General features: G+C 58.9%; 17 protein-coding genes, 1 tRNA gene and 1 pseudogene. 9 read left to right on the top strand and 10 right to left on the bottom strand.

Annotated elements, in window-relative coordinates; translation table 11 throughout:
- Positions 1 to 180 precede the first annotated feature (180 nt).
- The 3 genes from VL202_RS09010 to VL202_RS09020 all read left to right on the top strand — a co-directional run bounded on the left by VL202_RS09010 (position 181) and on the right by VL202_RS09020 (position 2,682).
- Positions 181 to 1,200, top strand: a complete 1,020-nt coding sequence (locus VL202_RS09010) for a murein L,D-transpeptidase family protein (RefSeq protein ID WP_325463808.1) — start codon at positions 181 to 183, stop codon at positions 1,198 to 1,200.
- Between the two features lie 47 nt (positions 1,201 to 1,247).
- Positions 1,248 to 1,643 (top strand): VOC family protein, encoded by a 396-nt coding sequence (locus VL202_RS09015; RefSeq protein WP_325463791.1) that lies wholly within the window; start codon positions 1,248 to 1,250, stop codon positions 1,641 to 1,643.
- Between the two features lie 682 nt (positions 1,644 to 2,325).
- Positions 2,326 to 2,682 carry an endonuclease domain-containing protein gene (locus tag VL202_RS09020; protein WP_325463792.1) on the top strand — a complete coding sequence of 119 codons (357 nt, stop codon included), beginning with the start codon at positions 2,326 to 2,328 and terminating at the stop codon, positions 2,680 to 2,682.
- 252 nt (positions 2,683 to 2,934) lie between these two features.
- Here the strand turns inward: VL202_RS09020 and VL202_RS09025 are convergent, their stop codons facing one another.
- The 5 genes from VL202_RS09025 to VL202_RS09045 all read right to left on the bottom strand — a co-directional run bounded on the left by VL202_RS09025 (position 2,935) and on the right by VL202_RS09045 (position 9,659).
- Complete coding sequence (locus VL202_RS09025; protein ID WP_325463793.1) at positions 2,935 to 3,405, bottom strand: DUF4145 domain-containing protein; 471 nt, start codon at positions 3,403 to 3,405, stop codon at positions 2,935 to 2,937.
- An 89-nt stretch (positions 3,406 to 3,494) separates the two neighbouring features.
- A complete protein-coding gene (locus VL202_RS09030) occupies positions 3,495 to 7,316 on the bottom strand; it encodes a vitamin B12-dependent ribonucleotide reductase (protein WP_325463794.1) in 3,822 nt (1,273 codons plus the stop codon).
- A gap of 943 nt (positions 7,317 to 8,259) precedes the next feature.
- Entirely contained in the window at positions 8,260 to 8,778 is a 519-nt protein-coding gene (locus tag VL202_RS09035; protein ID WP_325463795.1) for a hypothetical protein, read from the bottom strand.
- A 255-nt stretch (positions 8,779 to 9,033) separates the two neighbouring features.
- Complete coding sequence (gene gpt / locus VL202_RS09040; protein WP_325463796.1) at positions 9,034 to 9,531, bottom strand: xanthine phosphoribosyltransferase; 498 nt, start codon at positions 9,529 to 9,531, stop codon at positions 9,034 to 9,036.
- 43 nt (positions 9,532 to 9,574) lie between these two features.
- A tRNA-Leu gene (locus VL202_RS09045) sits at positions 9,575 to 9,659 on the bottom strand.
- A gap of 185 nt (positions 9,660 to 9,844) precedes the next feature.
- Here VL202_RS09045 and VL202_RS09050 point away from each other — a divergent pair.
- Positions 9,845 to 10,099: a hypothetical protein gene (locus VL202_RS09050; RefSeq protein ID WP_325463797.1), complete on the top strand. Its 255-nt coding sequence runs from the start codon at positions 9,845 to 9,847 to the stop codon at positions 10,097 to 10,099.
- Positions 10,100 to 10,331: 232 nt separating this feature from the next.
- Here VL202_RS09050 and VL202_RS09055 read toward each other — a convergent pair whose 3' ends face one another.
- Positions 10,332 to 10,574 carry a DUF2188 domain-containing protein gene (locus VL202_RS09055; protein WP_325463798.1) on the bottom strand — a complete coding sequence of 81 codons (243 nt, stop codon included), beginning with the start codon at positions 10,572 to 10,574 and terminating at the stop codon, positions 10,332 to 10,334.
- A gap of 270 nt (positions 10,575 to 10,844) precedes the next feature.
- A complete protein-coding gene (gene wrbA, locus VL202_RS09060) occupies positions 10,845 to 11,444 on the bottom strand; it encodes an NAD(P)H:quinone oxidoreductase (RefSeq protein ID WP_325463799.1) in 600 nt (199 codons plus the stop codon).
- 163 nt (positions 11,445 to 11,607) lie between these two features.
- On the opposite strand from wrbA, the gene VL202_RS09065 reads away from it, so the two are divergent.
- Entirely contained in the window at positions 11,608 to 12,369 is a 762-nt protein-coding gene (locus VL202_RS09065) for a competence/damage-inducible protein A (protein WP_325463800.1), read from the top strand.
- On the opposite strand, the gene VL202_RS09070 is transcribed toward VL202_RS09065, so the two are convergent.
- A complete protein-coding gene (locus VL202_RS09070) occupies positions 12,366 to 12,980 on the bottom strand; it encodes a hypothetical protein (RefSeq protein ID WP_325463801.1) in 615 nt (204 codons plus the stop codon). The genes VL202_RS09065 and VL202_RS09070 overlap by 4 nt on opposite strands.
- A gap of 154 nt (positions 12,981 to 13,134) precedes the next feature.
- On the opposite strand from VL202_RS09070, the gene ilvA reads away from it, so the two are divergent.
- Entirely contained in the window at positions 13,135 to 14,382 is a 1,248-nt protein-coding gene (ilvA, locus tag VL202_RS09075; RefSeq protein ID WP_325463802.1) for a threonine ammonia-lyase, read from the top strand.
- A gap of 15 nt (positions 14,383 to 14,397) precedes the next feature.
- Here ilvA and VL202_RS09080 read toward each other — a convergent pair whose 3' ends face one another.
- Positions 14,398 to 15,300 (bottom strand): alpha/beta hydrolase, encoded by a 903-nt coding sequence (locus tag VL202_RS09080; protein WP_325463803.1) that lies wholly within the window; start codon positions 15,298 to 15,300, stop codon positions 14,398 to 14,400.
- Between the two features lie 106 nt (positions 15,301 to 15,406).
- Between VL202_RS09080 and VL202_RS09085 the strand changes: the two genes are divergently transcribed.
- Positions 15,407 to 15,727: an HlyU family transcriptional regulator gene (locus tag VL202_RS09085; protein WP_325463804.1), complete on the top strand. Its 321-nt coding sequence runs from the start codon at positions 15,407 to 15,409 to the stop codon at positions 15,725 to 15,727.
- A 186-nt stretch (positions 15,728 to 15,913) separates the two neighbouring features.
- Positions 15,914 to 17,158 carry a GGDEF domain-containing protein gene (locus VL202_RS09090; protein WP_325463805.1) on the top strand — a complete coding sequence of 415 codons (1,245 nt, stop codon included), beginning with the start codon at positions 15,914 to 15,916 and terminating at the stop codon, positions 17,156 to 17,158.
- A gap of 11 nt (positions 17,159 to 17,169) precedes the next feature.
- Here VL202_RS09090 and VL202_RS09095 read toward each other — a convergent pair whose 3' ends face one another.
- Positions 17,170 to 17,631: an Lrp/AsnC family transcriptional regulator gene (locus tag VL202_RS09095; protein ID WP_325463806.1), complete on the bottom strand. Its 462-nt coding sequence runs from the start codon at positions 17,629 to 17,631 to the stop codon at positions 17,170 to 17,172.
- Positions 17,632 to 17,785: 154 nt separating this feature from the next.
- Here VL202_RS09095 and VL202_RS09100 point away from each other — a divergent pair.
- Positions 17,786 to 18,052: pseudogene (locus VL202_RS09100) on the top strand (alanine dehydrogenase); the annotation flags it as partial.

An 18,052-nucleotide genomic window follows, 5' to 3' on the forward strand; every position in this document is an offset into this window, starting at 1 on the left:
CGCGCAGGCCGGATCTGGTCTGGACGGGCGTCGGTCATTAACCGGCTGCTAACCGCGATCGTCGATTCTGTGTTGGCAGCCGGTTTATTGTTCCAATTTGAACCGTTTGACAAAACTTTGGCACGATTTCACGCGATAGACGCTTTGATGGCTTCACTCTTTCCTCTCGACCGCGCCGCGATGCGCATCCTGTCGGCCCGCCGCATTCTGGCGCGCGCAGTGGCCGTGCTTGCCGTCGGCGTGGCGCTGTCGGGCTGCATGGGGCTGGACGACCTGTCGGAAGCGCCGCCGAAGCTTTCGGGCAAGATGATCGCCGAAATGTCGAAGAAGGGCATGAAGCCGGAGAGCCCGGTGCTGGTGCGCATCTTCAAGCAGGAGAGCGAGCTCGAAATCTGGAAGGTCAACAAGTCCGGGCAATATGCGCTGCTCAAGACCTATCCGATCTGCCGCTGGTCGGGTGAACTGGGGCCGAAGACGAAGATCGGCGACCGGCATGCGCCCGAAGGGTTCTACCATGTCTCGTCGGGCATGCTGAACCCGAACTCGCAGTTCTACGTCTCCTTCAACCTCGGCTATCCCAACAAGCTGGAATCGGCGCTCGGCTATACCGGCGAAGCGCTGATGGTGCATGGCGCCTGTTCGTCGTCGGGCTGCTATGCCATGACCGACCAGGGGGTCGGCGAAATCTATGCTGTTGTCGCCAAGGCTCTTTCGAGCGGCCAGGACCGTTTCCAGGTCCAGGCTTTTCCGTTCCGCATGACGGCCGAGAACATGGCCGAGCATCGTGGCGATCCGAACATGTCGTTCTGGCGGACGCTGAAGGAAGGCCACGATGCTTTCGAACTGACGCATCGCCAGCCGAAGGTTTCGGTCTGCGGCGGCCGTTATGTCTTCAACCGCGAATTCGACGGCGGCGAGCCGACCGATCCGCTGGCGGCATGCCCGGCGATCGGCACGCAGCTCGAACCGCAGGCGATGGCGCAGGTCGAGGCGGAGGAGCGCAAGCTCGATACGGCGCTGACATCGTCGATCCAGTCCAGTTCCGCGATGACCGCCTATTCCGACGGTGGCATGCATCCGAGTTTTCGGGCATTGTTGAAGGCGCAAGGGGCAAAGCGGCTCGCCGCCAGCATTTCGGCAACCAAATACCCGATCAGCCGTCCGGACGCGGCGCTGGCTGATCCATTTTCCGGTCGGTGAGGGCATGCGCCATCATTGACAGAGCCGGACGTCAGGGGGAGGACATCATGGGCTTCAGGTTTGGTCTTGATCACTATGCACTGCTGGTGCGCGATGTCGAGCGCAGTGTCGCCTTCTACCGCGACGTGATGGGCTTTGCGCCGATCGCGCGGGAGGGGAGCCGCAGCGTGCAATGGCTGGATATCGGCGGCGGCGACGCCATTCATCTGATAGAAGGCGATTTCGGCGCGACGCATGTCACCAAGGACACGCATGTGGCGGTCTCCACCGCCGATTTCGACGCCTTCGTCGCCCATCTCACCGAACGCGGCATCCCCTTCACCGACTGGCCCGGCAATCCCGGCAAGATCGGCGTGCATCGCCTCGGCTTTCGGCAGGTCTATGTGCAGGACCCGGATCTCTACTGGATCGAGATCAACGACCAGCGTCCGCCGGCCGTCTGAGCGCGTTTCCATTCGGGCGCGACTGTGCGTTCACGCGGCAGGTTCGCCCGTGGTTTGTCAAAGAACAGGGGACGGGCGCTGAAAGCTGCCTCGTTTGAAGAGTAAAAAGTGACACCTCTCAGCGCCCCGTTCGGCGGTTTTTGCCCAGGCACTTTTTCCGCTACGGCCCGCTCATGTGCATGTCGTTGTCCAGAAACCGCTATACACTTTCTGGCGACATGCAGTGGACCCTCTGTGCATCGCACGCCCGCAGCAGCAACAGCCTGCGGAGGGGAAATTTCGCGCGAACCCCGAATTTGAGGACTTCCGTCCTTTCCCCAAACCCGGCGCCGGCCCCGCCTCGCTGCCACGGCTGGCAGTGTATCCGTGGCGGGACGAAGGGAATCATAGGGTGGATTTTAACGGCGGGGATTTTCTCGTGTGGCCAAGATCCCCTCACCAACAAAATCCAGCACTTAGCCTTTGGCTAAGATGTTGATTTTGTGTCCTCTCCCACTGGGGGAGAGGTAAAGATGCCGCGCGTTCTCAGGTCAATCTGATCCCCGGTTTTGGCAGGGAGCTGGCTCCGGTTTACCTCTCCCTTCGTGGGAGAGGAAGCAGTTCAACATCTAGCTTCAGCTAAATGTTAGAAATTGCAGGTGAGGGGATCTTTGCTACACTCGTGAGACAACCGGACCCCGCCATGCGCCATACGCCGCCGCCGATCAATCGCAGCCGGGCTCGCAATATGCGAGCCGATTCCACACTGGCCGAGAACCTGCTCTGGCAGGTGTTGCGCAATCGCCAGCTTGAAGGGTTCAAATTCAAACGGCAGGTTCCGCTCAACGGTTACATCCTCGATTTTGTATGCTTTGAAGCCAAGCTGATCATCGAGGTGGATGGATTCCAGCACGCGGAGAGTGTAGGCGATCGAGTGCGGGATGCACTGTTTCGGAACGAAGGATTTCGCATCCTGCGTTTCTGGAACGAGGACGTCGTGAAGAATCTGGACGGTGTTTGTCTGACGATATTGTCTGAGCTCAGGAATTGCGGCGAATGAGGACGCTGTACCTCTCCCCTTGTGGGAGAGGATATAAAATCAACATTTAGCCGCAGGCTAAGTGTTAGATTTTGTTGGTGAGGGGATTGTTCCTTTTCTGGAAGTCGTCCACGCGTCCCTGCCTACGCCCTCTCTGCAATTTCTAACCCTTAGCTGAAGCTAAATGTTAGAAATTGCTTTCTCCCCCACCAAGGGGGAGATAGGCAGAACCCAATTTTAGTTGACCCAACTTAACGTCGTGCGCAGCCATGTTTACACGGGTAGTTTCTTTATTCCGGCTGCAAAAAGCTGTCCCGTGTATCTCGATATCTTCATTTGCGCGAATTCCGGTTCTTCATAATATTCTCGGAAGAGCTTACCTACTATTTCAAGACACCACTCTGCATCTTCAAATTCGATTTCAGAGGGACCACCTGAGTGCGGATGAGCCGCAGCATTTCCGATATATCTTAGAACAAGAAGAGTTTGTCTTAAGGTAGCGGAGAGGGCCTTATAAGGTTTGGTTTCGACTGATGCCGCCGTGACCGCATTGAGTAGATTGCCCTTGTATCCCATCCTTGCAAGCACGACTTCGGCGCAACAACGAGATAAAAGGGCGGACGCTCGGGGGCTGACAGAAATCGTATCTACAGCCTCCTGGTAAATAGCCAGAATTTCGTCGGGGACAAAAAGAAACTCTTCGATCGGCATAGCTGCTGAAGTCGGAAACTGGACATCGTTCATTGATGCTTCCTTTCGTGACTCAACTGCTCAAAAAAATGCGGTTCGGAATTGCTCCCGAACCGCCGCAATGTTCAATTACTTACCCAATCTCAGCTGCACCCGCTCGTCGCACCGCACGTGTCGCACTTTTCACATGTCCCATTCCGCACCATCGTAAAATTCTGGCACTCGGAGCACATGTTGCCCGTGTACCCTTGAGCGATCGAGCGGATGCGGCGTTCGGCTTCGAGTTTCTTGGCGTCGGCCTTGGCGGCGGCGGCTTCGGCGGCGGCCTTGTCGGAGAACAGGGCGGTGACGTCCGGTTCGGTGCTGGCGTCGTCGGCGACTTCCTCGACCAGTTCGGCGGCGCGTTCCTCGTAGTCGCGCTTGAAGGCGACGATTTCCGAGGTCGAGACGGCAGCGACCGTTTCGAGCTTGCGGGCGGCACTGCCCGAGAAGGAGGGGCCGGAGAACGACGTCACATTGGCGCCACCGGAGGCCTTTGCCGGGGCAGCGGTTGCCGCACCCTTCGGGTCACCGGAAGTGCGGTCGATCTGGCCGCCCTGGATCAGCGTCGGCTTGTGGCCGCGGGTCCAGCCGGTGGAGAGCAGGTTGGTCTTGCCTTCCTGGATGCCCTTGCCGAGCGCCGTGTTGGAGAAGTCGGACGTATCGACATGCGCCAGGTCGTGGCGGTTGAGGTAGGAGACGGCAAGTTCGCGGAACACGTAGTCGAGGATCGACGTGGCATTCTTGATCGCGTCATTGCCCTGCACCATGCCAGCCGGCTCGAACTTGGTGAAGGTGAAGGCCTCCACATACTCTTCCAGCGGCACGCCGTATTGCAGGCCGAGCGAGATGGCGATGGCAAAATTGTTCATCATCGCACGGAAGGCCGCACCTTCCTTGTGCATGTCGATGAAGATCTCGCCAAGGCGGCCATCGCCGAATTCGCCGGTGCGCAGATAGACCTTGTGTCCGCCGACGACGGCCTTCTGGGTATACCCCTGGCGGCGGTTCGGCAGTTTTTCGCGGTCGCGCACCAGCTTTTCGACGACGCGCTCGACGATCTTTTCGGTGATGGTGACGGCCTGGGCGGCGGCGGGCGCTGCCAGGAAATCCTCCATCGCATCCTCGTCTTCATCGTCCTCGATCAGCGAGGCGTTGAGCGGCTGGGAGAGTTTTGAACCATCGCGATAAAGCGCATTGGCCTTCAGCGCCAGCTTCCAGGAGAGCATGTAGGCGGCCTTGCAATCCTCGACCGTCGCCTCGTTCGGCATGTTGATGGTCTTGGAAATGGCACCGGAAATGAACGGCTGGGCAGCCGCCATCATGCGGATATGGCTTTCGACCGACAGGTAACGCTTGCCGATCTTGCCGCAGGGGTTGGCGCAATCGAAGACGGGCAGGTGCTCGGCCTTCAGGAACGGTGCGCCTTCCAGCGTCATCGCGCCGCAGACATGCACGTTGGCGGCTTCAATGTCCTTCTTCGAGAAGCCGATATGCTCCAGCAGGTTGAAGCTCATGTCGGCGAGTTGCTCGTCGGAGACCTTGAGGGTCTCTTTCAGGAAATCGAGGCCGAGCGTCCACTGGTTGAAGACGAACTTGATGTCGAAGGCGGCCTTGGTGGCGCCGTTGATCGCTTCGATCTTGTCGTCGGTGAAGCCCTTGGCACGAAGCGAGCCGGCGTTGACGGCCGGTGCCTGGTTGATGTTGCCATGGCCAACGGCATAGGCCTCGATCTCGGCGATCTGGCTTTCCGAATAGCCGAGCGTGCGAAGGGCTTCCGGAACGGCACGGTTGATGATCTTGAAGTAGCCGCCGCCGGCGAGCTTCTTGAATTTTACGAGCGCGAAATCGGGCTCGATGCCGGTCGTGTCGCAATCCATGACCAGACCGATCGTGCCGGTCGGGGCAATGACGGAAACCTGGGCATTGCGGTAGCCGTGCTTTTCACCGAGTTCCAGCGCCTTGTCCCAGGCGGCTGTCGCATGGACGATCAGGTCCTGATCCGGGCATTCGCCATGGATCAGGGCCACCGGGTTGACCGACAGGTTTTCATAGCCTTGCGTTTCGCCATGGGCGGCGCGGCGATGGTTGCGGATGACGCGCAGCATCGATTCACGGTTCGGCTTGAAGCCCGGGAACGGACCAAGCTTGGCGGCGATTTCGGCCGAGGTCGCATAGGAGACACCGGTCATGATGGCGGTCAGCGCACCGGCGATGGCGCGGCCTTCGGTCGAATCGTAGGGGATGCCGGAGGACATCAAAAGGCCGCCGATATTGGCATAGCCGAGGCCGAGCGTGCGGTATTCATAGGAGCGCTCGGCAATTTCCCTGGACGGGAACTGCGCCATCATCACCGAAATTTCGAGAACCAGCGTCCACAGGCGCACGGCATGTTCGTAATCGGCGATGTCGATGTTCTTGGTGGCGGCATCCTTGAACTGAAGCAGGTTCAGCGAGGCAAGGTTGCAGGCCGTGTCGTCGAGGAACATGTATTCCGAGCACGGATTGGATGCACGGATGGAGCCTGCGGCCGGCGAGGTGTGCCAGTCGTTCATGGTCGTGTTGAAATGCAGGCCCGGATCAGCCGAGGCCCAGGCGGCGTGGGAAATCTGTTCCCAGAGGTCGCGGGCCTTCAGCGTTTTCATGACCTTGCCGTCCTTGCGGGCCGTGAGGTTCCAGTTGCCATCAGCCTCGACAGCGCGAAGGAAGTCGTCCTTCAGCGAGACGGAGTTGTTGGAGTTCTGGCCCGAGACGGTGAGATAGGCTTCCGAATCCCAGTCTGTGTCATAGGTCTTGAACTCGATGTCCTTGTAGCCCTGCTTGGCGAACTGGATGACGCGCTTGACGTAGTTTTCCGGAACCTGGCTCTGCTTGGCGGCCTTGATTTCGCGCTTTAGGGCAGGGTTCTGCTTGGGGTCGTAGCAGGCATCGTTGTCGGCCGTGCAGTTGACGCAGGCCTTCATGATCGCGGTCAGGTGTTTGGCGACGATCTTCGAGCCGGTGACGAGGGCCGCTACCTTCTGCTCTTCCTTGACCTTCCAGTTGATGTAGGCCTCGATATCCGGATGATCGATATCGACGACGACCATCTTGGCTGCACGCCGCGTGGTGCCGCCAGACTTGATGGCGCCGGCAGCGCGGTCACCGATTTTCAGGAAGGACATCAGGCCGGACGACTTGCCGCCGCCCGAGAGCTTCTCGCCTTCGCCGCGCAGATAGGAGAAGTTGGAGCCGGTGCCGGAACCATATTTGAACAGGCGCGCCTCGCGCACCCACAGGTCCATGATGCCGCCTTCGTTGACGAGATCGTCGCCGACGGACTGGATGAAGCAGGCGTGCGGCTGCGGATGTTCATAGGACGACTTCGACTTGACCAGCTTGCCGGTGAAGGGGTCGACGTAGAAATGGCCCTGGCCGGGGCCGTCGATGCCATAGGCCCAGTGCAGGCCGGTGTTGAACCATTGTGGGCTATTCGGGGCGACGCGCTGGGTGGCGAGCATGTAGGCGAGTTCGTCGCGGAAGGCGAGGGCGTCTTCTTCCGACTTGAAGTAGTTGCCCTTCCAGCCCCAATAGGTCCAGGTGCCGGCCAGGCGATCGAAAACCTGGCGGGCGTCCGTCTCGGAGCCGTACTGTTTTTCCTTCGGGAGATCCTTCATGGCGGCAAGGTCCGCCTCTGAGCGCCACAGCCAGGAGGGAACGGAATTTTCCTCAACCTTCTTCAGGCGTGCGGGAACGCCAGCCTTGCGGAAATACTTCTGGGCAAGGATGTCGGCGGCAACCTGGCTGAACTGCGCGGGCACGTCGATATCGGCAAGGCGGAACACGATCGAGCCATCGGGATTCTTGATCTCGCTGATGGCCTTGCGGAACTCAATCTCGGCATAGGCCGACTGGCCTGCCTTGGTGAAACGACGTTCGATCTGCATCTGTCCCTGTCCTTTGTTTGCCGCATGCCCGAACCAAGGGAGGCTCAAGGCACAATTGTTCCCGTCCGGCCGCACGGGAGGTCGCGCAGCCAGTTCCAGTTTCCGATCTCGTGGGAAACCCATCTTGGGTTACCCTGTATCTTGTGCTGATTTTCGCTGCAAACACTAAATATAGTATCAACAGCTTCTTTACGCCAGCTTTTTGTGACGTGTTTGGCGTCCGGGAAGATCACAAAAAATAACCGTCGCGACCGGCGGATCATCCACCAGGGCCGCCTGATACTCAGACGATTTTCTCTGAAATGAACCGGCCTCGTAACTTTCCGGTCCCGCCGCCGCCGCAACGTGAAATCCATTAACGGCATCGGACCCGATTCCGTCAAGGGCTGGTTTGTACCGTATTTGTGAACACCAGATGTTGTGTGTGTCACCTGTGGAAAACGGGGACATCGCGCAAATTGAGTAAAATCAGATGCTTGCTCGCGAGGCCTCAGGGCGTGCCGCAAGGGCATGTGGAAAAAGTGAAATATTGCGGGTGAAAAACAGTAGAGAATTAACCCTCGCGAGCTTCCACCATAGCCAAGCCATTCCGAATGTGGGTCGTGGATAACTGTGATTCGCGTTCGATTTCAGCGCGGTGACCGCAACGGTTGACACGGGGTGATCTGTGCCGTTGCGCGGCTAAATCGCCGATATCTTGCGGCTCAATTCGAACGATGCCTACGGACAGTAGGTTTCAAAAGCATTTTTTGGCGGAACGGGTAAAATTGACAGGCGCATACTCTATCGCCTTTGTCGTCGGCCTGGATTTTAGATTTCAATCATTTTTATGTTGCAGTATTTTCGATGTGATCGATCATGTCCTTGACATCGTTCGCCTATCACCAGGATCGACGGTGGATATATTGTGCATGGACATAGTTTGGGGGGTATTGCTGAGCCGCTATAGCGCGTCGAGATTGATGCCGACGGTGATGGCACCGATCGGCTGGCCGGTTTTCGGGTCGGTAATGGTCATGCTGGCCTGGGATTGCAGCATCTGGGTCGATTCGTCTTTTTCCGATCGGTCGATGAAGAGGACACCGGGGCCGGCCAGATAGGTCTTCTGCCATTTCAACTCGTCGCCCTGCCAGTAGTCGGAACTGATTTCGCTTTCGCCGATGCTCAGGCCCTTGGCGTCGATGACGAGGATTTCGGTGATGACCCCGCCGGACGCCGCCTGCTTTTCCTTGAGGAATTTCGACAGCGGGCTGTTCATGACCGAATCGATCAGCGGTCGGGTGTTACTGGAAAATTCAGTTTTCCAATTCGCGTCCATGGTCTCGATATCGGCGGATGCGAGGTGAGCATGACGCTCGTTCTGGTCGTTGATCCCCTCGATGATGATAGGATCGTCAATCCAGCCGCGGACATTGGCCGCGATATAGGCGATGACCGGCGCCACATGGACATCGCGTGCCAAGGCTGGACCGGCCTGAAATAGCCAGACGCTCACGAGGGTCGAGGCAAAAATCCTTGGCACCATCATCAAACCCCAATTGCGACCCGTTTCAGCGGCGCGCAATCGAACTCGCCCTCGGGTTCTTGTCGCCGCAGCGACAGCGCTGCGAAGATGGTTCAATCTATCAGGCACAGGACGTTGAAAACCAGACCATATTCGGGACGTCTCATCAACAATCCGCGACCGCTGTAACACGGAGACAGCGGCAATGTGCGATCAGCCGCGCGCGCCCTTGGCGATCGGCTCCTGATAGGTAAAGCCCATGTCCCAGGGGAAGTAGATCCAGGTGTCCTGGCTGACTTCCGTGACGAAGGTATCGACCTGCGGCCGGCCCTTCGGCTTGGCGTAGACGGCAGCGAAATGCGCCTTTGGCAGCATGGCCCGCACCACTGCAGCTGTCCGGCCGGTGTCGGTCAGGTCGTCGATGATCAGGACACCTTCGCCACCATCGATCTTCAACTCCTCGGAAATGCCCTTCAGTACGTACATTTCACCCTGCGAATCATAGTCATGATACGAGGCGACACAGACCGTTTCGATCAAGCGAATGTTCAACTCGCGACAGACGATGGCAGCTGGAACAAGACCGCCGCGGGTGATGCAGACGATCGCCTTCCAGGTGCCGCCATTATCGGCAAGCCGCCATGCCAACGCACGTGCGTCGCGGTGGAACTGGTCCCAGGATACGGGAAATGCTTTTTCGGGAAGTGACATATGCAAAGCTCCGGTTGAACGCGGCGTCCGACGGTTCGGGACGTGGTGCGGACGACGGGGGTCGAACCCGTACGGATCTCTCCGAGGGATTTTAAGTCCCTTGCGTCTACCAGTTTCGCCACGTCCGCGTTCTTTTCCTTTCAGACACTCGCGCGTTCACGTCAAGTGCCCGTTTTGGAAAACAGAAAGCTGTCCGGCGATTTACCGATCGTTGGTCAAGATCGCGGTTTTGCAAAAACCCCTCAAACGACAGGGTTATGCGTCGAGGACGACGGCCTTATATTTTGAGCATGAAACAGGAAGGCCGGGTGCAGTGCTGCAAGAAGTCCCATTGACGTGGAAGGCGATCCGAAACCGTTCCTACATCGGCATGCTGGGTCAGAACCAACTCGCTTATGTTCTGCAGCATGATGGCCAGCGGAGCTGGAAATGGATGGTCTCCGGCTGCAACGGCACGGTCCGCTACGACTTCCAGTCCGCCGATACGCTGGACGAAGCCAAGGCAGCCGTGCAGGCAAGCGTTGACGAATGGTTTCGCCAGGCTGGGCTGCTGGAATCCGTTTCCTGAAATCCAGACTGTTCAAGAAGACGACACGCGGCGGTTAACCCTACGCATGAAGGTTAACAAAGGGTTTCGATTGATCTTGCCGGTGAAGCCGGCCTAAATCGACGGGCCGAGGGAGGGAAACTCGGCATTTTTCATCACCAAACAAATTTGCCCCTCTTCGGCGCCGGAGAGGGGCACTGCATTTTTAAGCAGTTATCGTTGGAATGCAAAAAGGGTTGCCGTCGCGGTCGCTTCAATGGTCATCGACGACCGCCTCGGGGCGGTCGCCGCCATCGGCGTGTTCGAAATGCCAGTGGCCGTTCTGATCCTGAAAGCTGATTTCCTCGTCGTCGCCGCCGACCTGCTGTTCGGCTGCCGCCCCCTTTGCCGCAGCCAGCGCCATCTCCCGAGTTGGAAATGTCTCGGAAAACACATCGGCGAGCTTATAGGCCCATCCGCCATCATGCTGAACGATTGCATACACCACTTTGGTCATTTCCTGCTCCCTGAAAGCGCGCCGCATTCAAATGCCGTCATGGCTTGCGGTGACCGGACAGGAACGGCCGATATGTGACAATCGTTCCAGATGCCGGAATGCGTGTCGCTGATTTTCATTGTCTCTCGTCCGGGCAAAGCACCCTAACACGAAACGCGCGGATTTGTGAATTCAGCGCCAGGTCGCAGCGTAGCGCGGTCACAGGTGCAGGCAGCAGAAAGGGCGACCTTGCGGTCGCCCTCGGTCTTTTCGCGGTATCTACCGCTCGCCTTACGCGGAGAGCTTGGCAGCGATCTTGGCGACATGGGCGCCCTGGTAGCGGGCAGCTTCGAGTTCGACCTCGGACGGCTGGCGGGCGCCGTCGCCACCGGTGATCGTCGAAGCGCCATAAGGCGAGCCGCCCTTGATTTCCTCGAGGCCCATCTGGCCCTGGAAGGCGTAGGGCAAGCCGACAACGACCATGCCGTGATGCATCAGGGTCGGGATGAAGCCGAGGATGGTGGTCTCCTGGCCGCCGTGCTGGGTGGCGGACGAGGTGAAGACCGAGCCGACCTTGCCGACCAGTGCGCCGTTCATCCACAGACCGCCGGTCTGGTCGACGAAGTTGCGCATCTGCGAGGCAACGGTGCCGTAACGGGTGCCGGCGCCAAAGATGATCGCGTCGTATTCGGCCAGTTCGTTCGGATTGGCGATCTCGGCCTTCTGATCGACCTTGAAATGCGATGCCTTGGCGACATCGTCCGGAACGAGTTCCGGCACGCGCTTGACAGTCACGTCAGCGCCTGCTGACTTGGCACCTTCGGCCACGGCATAGGCCATCGTTTCGATATGTCCGTAAGCGGAATAATAAAGCACCAGTACCTTAGCCATCGTCTTCTCCTTGATCCGGCAATGTCGCTTGATTGCCTCTGCAGAGCGTTTTACCAGTTCTGGAGGGCGCTGTCCGAACGCAAGCGGATAACAGACTGTTCGAGAATAATAGACAGCAGGATTTTTGACTGAACGATCCCAGTCGCGGACCAAGGACTTTGCAATGACCAGTGAAAAAATCGTCACCGCCGCCATGCTCGCCATCGGCGACGAACTGCTTTCGGGACGCACCAAGGACAAGAATATCGGCCATCTCGCGGAGATGCTGACGATCGCCGGCATCGACCTCAAGGAGGTTCGTATCGTCGCCGACGACGAGCCGGCGATCGTCGCGGCGCTCAATGCGCTCAGGGGCGCTTATGACTATGTCTTTACCTCCGGCGGGATCGGACCGACCCATGACGACATCACCGCCGACGCGGTTTCCCGCGCTTTCGGTGTGGAATGCATTCACGACCCCGATGCGATGCAACTGCTTGCCGCCATGTATGAGCGGCGCGGCATGGAATTCACCGAGGCGCGCCGGCGCATGGCGCGCATGCCGAACGGTGCGCGGCATATTCCGAACGCAGTTTCGACGGCGCCGGGCTTCAGCATCGGCAATGTCCATGTGATGGCCGGCGTGCCGCAGGTCTTCCAGGCCATGCTCGACGTGCTGTTGCCGCAACTGGAAACCGGTACGACGGTCAAATCGCGCACTGTCCGCTCGCCCTTCGGCGAGGGCGATATCGGTGGACCACTCGGTGAGGTGCAGAAGGCGCATCCGCTGACCAGCATCGGCTCCTATCCGAAATTCGACGGCAAGTCGTTTTCGACCGACCTCGTCATTCGTGCCCGCGACGAGGATCTGCTCGATGCGGCGGAAGCGGATGTGAAAGCGATGATCGAGGCGATCGCGGCAGCGAAGGCCGCAGCGCAAGCTTAAGGCTGGGCGGCTGGCCCGGAGATCGTGAACTTCTGATCGACACTGGTCGATTTACCGTTGTTCAGATCGTTGAAGTGGAACCGCAGGATATAATCGCCGGCCGCGCCGCCGCTGACATCGGTCGTCAGCGTGGCGTAGATCTCCTGATTGGGGATCAGGCTGGCGAAAGTATATTCGCCGATCGCCTTCTGGCTTGCCAACTGTTCGCCGGTGATGCTGAGAATGTCCATATCGACGGAGAAGTGCGACTGCTTCTTGGCCCCGGTGTGGGCGGGTTTCCAGCTCAGCCCGATCGGCTCGATATAGGAGATGAGCTTTTCCCCCGGCTTGAAGGAAGAGCCTTCACGCAAATCGTAACGCGCATAGCCTTCAGGGCTTGCCTTGACGAAGACCGCCTTGGCGATCGCGAAGGGCAGTCTGGCGGAAAATTCGCTGGTGGCGGAGCGCAGGAGATTGTGGGCGCCAACCGTGTCGCCGGCTGCTGCCATCGCCTCGGCCTTGGCAGCCGCTTGCGCCAGCGGTCCGGCCTCCACGGGTGTCCCGAAAAGCATCATGAGCACCGACGCGCACGCGGCACAGGCCGAAGCGCTCGATTTCTTGACGGTACGCATTCTTTCCTCCCGGGCCCGAACCTTGGTGGCGGATTTTCGGGATTTGCCTGACGGTGTCAAGCGGACTGCAATACTCTTGAAGAATATCGATGGTCTCGGCAAAAGCGTTGTGGCATAGGCAGGGCAACGGAACCCGAACGAAAGACCGTATTCCATGAAGCCGGACGTTGATCACGCTGTCGAGGTTCTGCGGGCGCTGTTTCCGGCAACGCCGCTGCAGCTTAACGAGCATCTGAGCGCGCGCTATGGCGCGACGATTTACCTGAAGCGCGAGGATCTCTCGCCGGTGCGCTCCTACAAGATTCGCGGTGCGTTCAACTTCTTCCGCAAGGTGATCGCGGCAGGCGGAACGGGAAAAACGTTCGTCTGCGCCTCGGCCGGCAATCACGCACAGGGTTTTGCCTTCGTCTGCCGGCATTTCGGCGTGCCGGGCGTGGTGTTCATGCCGGTGACGACGCCGCAGCAGAAGATCGACAAGACGCGGATGTTCGGCGGCGAATTCATCAGCATCAAGCTGGTCGGAGACTTTTTCGACCAGTGCTATCAAGCCGCGCGCGAGCATGTCGATCGCATCGACGGTGTCATGGTGCCGCCGTTCGACCATGCGGATATCATCGAGGGGCAGGCGACGGTCGCGGCCGAGATCATGGAGCAGCTACCGGAAGGCACCATTCCCGACCTCGTCATCATGCCCGTCGGCGGGGGCGGGCTTTCGGCCGGAATGACAGGCTATCTCCGGGACGTAATGCCGCCCGAAGCCTTCATCTTCTGCGAACCCGAAGGGGCTCCAAGCCTGCGGCGCAGCCTGGAAACCGGTTCGGTCGTAACGCTCGACCAGGTCGATAATTTTGTCGACGGGGCGGCGGTCGGGCGGATCGGCGACCTGAATTTCGCGGCGCTCCGTGGTTTCTCGATCGATCAGGTGCTGCTTCTGGCCGAGAACGCCATCTGCGTGACGATCACCGATATGCTGAATGTCGAGGGCGTCGTGCTCGAGCCGGCAGGGGCGCTGTCGATCACCGCGCTGGAAACGCTTGGCTGCGAACGGATCGAGGGCAAGACCGTCGTTGCCGTTGTTTCGGGGGGCAATTTCGATTTCGAGCGCCTGCCGGATGTGAAGGAGCGGGCCATGCGGCATGCGGGCCTGAAGAAATACTTCATCCTGCGCATGGCGCAGCGGCCGGGTGCACTCAAGGACTTCCTCGGCATGCTGGGTGAGGAAGACGACATTGCCCGCTTCGAATATCTGAAGAAGTCAGCCCGCAATTTCGGCTCGATCCTGATCGGTATCGAAACCAAGAAGCCTGAGAATTTTGCCCGCTTGAAAACCGCTTTCGATACTGCCGGCCTGCGCTATCAGGACATCACCGACAACGAGATACTCGCCAATCTCGTCATTTGACATGATGTGGTTTTATCAAATTATTTCTGCTCGTTGATCGACTTTCCTGAACCAGTTCAGGATGACCGCGACGAGGAGTTCTGTCGTTTGCGGCGACAGGGCGTCGCCGGCAATGACATGGCCATGGGGATCGCCGATATCGCCGGGATCAAGCAGGGTCGCCGGGCCGCCCCAGCGTTCCGTAACGACCCGCGTGCGGTTCGGATCGATCACCTGATCGCGCGGCGAATGCAGGAAGAGTGCCGGCGTGGTGATCTTTTCGAACGGCAAGGCACTGACGATCCTGACGAGGCGCGCCATCGGCAACAGCGCACCAACCGGATAGTTCGTGGTCCAGTAGGCCGCGTGCAAATCGTTTCGCGGTATGAACGAACGACGCGGACCGAGGATGAGGCGGGCGCTCATCGCGGCAAGCGGTGCGGTGAGCAGGAACGCGCCGCGTCCCTTGATGCGGTAATTCGGTGCGAGAAAGACGACACCGGCGACATGTCCGGAAAGGGCCGGTTGAGCGAGCGCCCATGTGGCGAGCGACGCGCCGGTCGACGTGGCGATGATCAAGGTCCGTTCTCCGAGCCGGGCACCGATCGCCAGCGCTTCCACCATGTCGTTCTGCCAATCCTCGACGGTCGCCTGTGCCATGGCGTCGGCGTTGCGGGCATGTCCGGCGAGACGGGTATAGAAGAGATTGGCGCCGAGCGTCCCGGCGATCTGGTCGGGCAGGGGCCGGACCTCGCCTTTCGAGGCGGAAAAGCCGTGGATATAGATGATGGCAAGCGGCGTCCGGTTTTTCGCGGCCGGGTCCGCCCAGACGATTTCCTTGGCGAGGCCGGGACGGATATCGGAAAAGGCCGCTTCGCGGCTTGCGAGCCAGTCGTCGATATCCCGGGTCGAGGCGATCGCTTCAAAATCTGCTGTCATGATCGCTTCAAGGCTGCTGCATTCCGTTTCCGGGGTTCAAGATACACGAGACATCTTGCCAAAACTTAATCTTTGACAGGCAGGCATGCCGTGGTAAGTCTTCCGCATGGCTTCGTTTTTGTCAAAATTGTTCGGTTTTTCAGGTGGCTCCAAAGAGGACGCGAATGCGTCCGGCGGCGGCAAGACGGAATCCTATGCGGATTGCCTGATCCGCGCCACGCCGCAGCGAGAGGGCGCCCAGTTCCGGCTCGCCGGTTCGGTGGAAAAGGAAGCGGATGGTGTGACGCGCGTGCGCACCTTCATCCGCGCCGATCTCTTCAGCTCCGAACAGGACGTGATCGATGCGACGTTGCGCAAGGGGCGCCAGATCATCGATCAGCATGGTCCGTCGCTCTTTTCCGATGAGGCTGTTTCCAGGCAGGTGTAACGTTACGTCCGGCTTTTCCGCTTAAAATCGATTATCCCGCATCGCTAACATTCGCCATGGATACTCCCACGAATTGAGGGTAGTTGGGTTCAAAGCGCATTGAGCCTCCATGGCTGTAGATCGTAAACTTTTCCTTGAATTTCCAGGTTGTAGAAGCCGGGAAACCATCCGGATGAACGACCGCCGATGACCAATGTCGTCCTTTTTCTTTGCGAAGGTCTTGTCTATGTCGTGATCATGGTGACGCTGCTGCACCTGCGCCATCGGCTGGGCATCGGCGTATTCATCGCAGCGCTTGGCGTCATGCATTTCATCGAAACCTATCTGGCTGCTGTCTTCTACGTGCAGCTTCCGTTCGGTGTCATCTCGCCCGGATCGGCGGTGCTGTTTTCCGGCAAGCTGATGATGATCCTGCTTCTCTATGTGAAGGAGGATGCGGCGACGGTGCGTCAGCCGATCTACGGTCTGCTGGTGGGCAATTTTCTGACGCTCGGGCTTGGCTTCATCCTTCGGATGCACCAGACCGTCATGATCGCGCCCGAGCGATCTGCCGATTTCGCCTTTATCGATGAAATGGGCTGGCTGATGCTCTGGGGCACGCTGCTGCTCTATCTGGATTCACTCATCATTATTCTGCTCTACGAGCGGATCGGCCGCTGGATGCGCAAATCCCTTATGCTGCGTTTCCTGGTGTGTGGCGTCGTGGTGCTGACCTTCGATCAGGCCGGGTTCTTCCTCGCACTCCATGCCGTGAACGGGGTGCCGATGGATGTTTTCTGGGGCGGCTGGATCGCCAAGATGGGAGCGGCGGTTTTCTATTCCACCGTCCTCGGAGCCTATCTGCATTGCTGCAACCATTCGATTCTGTCCGGTTCCCGGCAGCCGATCGGCGACATCTTCAACACCCTGACGTTTCGCGAGCGCTACGAGGATCTGCTGTCGAAATCGGGACGGGACATGCTGACCGGCGTGCTCGACCGCAGCCGTTTCGAATTCGAGGCGCCGCGAGTGATCCGCGATGCTGCGGCGTCCGGAAGCCCGGCCAGCCTGATGATGATCGATGCGGATCATTTCAAGAGCATCAATGAACGGTTCGGGCATATCGAGGGTGACCATGTGTTGAAATCGATTGCCACGGCGATCCAGTCGGCGCTTCGGCAAGACGATCGGCTGTTTCGCTATGGCGGCGAGGAATTCGTTGTTCTATGCGAGGGGCTCGATCACGCAAACGCCGTGGCGCGCGCCGAGGATCTGCGCCTGCGCGTGATGAGCGAGGTGATGACCGCCGACCATTCGACGGTGACCGTCAGCATCGGTATCGCATCGACGCCGGTGGACGGCGCAACGGCGATGGATCTGCTCTCCAAGGCGGACGCACGGCTCTATGACGCCAAGCGCAAGGGGCGAAACTGCGTGGTCGGCAATCTCTAGGGAGCGGTTTTTCAGACGCCGACATTCGGCCGGTCGATCACCTCCCGCAGCGAAAAGCTGGAATTGATCTTCACCACATGCGGCAAGGCCGACAGCCAGTCGCGATGAATACGCTCGTAGTCCTCGAGATCCTTGGCGGCGACGCGCAGGATATAATCGTACTCACCTGACATCAGGTAGCAGACCAGCACGTTGGGGCAGAGTTTGACCGCCGCCTCGAAATCCGTCAGCGTCTTCGCGAATTGGCCAGACAGCGAGATATGGACGATCACCATGATCCGGTAATCGAGCGCCTTGTGCGACAGGCGGGCGTGATAGCCGCTGATCACGCCCGATTTTTCAAGGATGTCGACGCGGCGGGAACAGGCTGACGCGGACAAGCCCACACGCTCGGCGAGTTCGGCATTGGCGATCCGACCATTTTGCTGAAGGATCCGCAGGATCGCAGCATCAATTGCATCCATCATCGACATTCGAATATCCTACGAATTTTCTGAATATTTGCGCAATAACTCACGGAAGATTATCGCGAGCCTCATCGTCTTTGCAAGGACATACGGCGCTGTTTCTGATCCCTTATGGTGTCCAACAGCAATGGCGAAAGCCACAAAGGAGAGGAACGCGAGGATGCGTGTCGGTTGCCCGAAGGAAATCAAAAACCATGAATATCGTGTCGGGCTCACCCCCGGATCGGTCCGGGAATATGTGGCCCATGGCCATGAGGTGATCATCGAAACCAAGGCTGGTTCCGGAATTGGCGCTGAGGATGACGCCTACCGTGCCGCTGGCGCCAAGATCGTTGCATCCGCCAAGGATGTGTTTGACAAATCCGACATGATCGTCAAGGTCAAGGAGCCGCAGCCTGCCGAATGGGCGCAGCTTCGCGACGGTCAG

This window comes from Pararhizobium sp., assembly GCF_035497515.1.
Taxonomy (GTDB): domain Bacteria; phylum Pseudomonadota; class Alphaproteobacteria; order Rhizobiales; family Rhizobiaceae; genus Pararhizobium.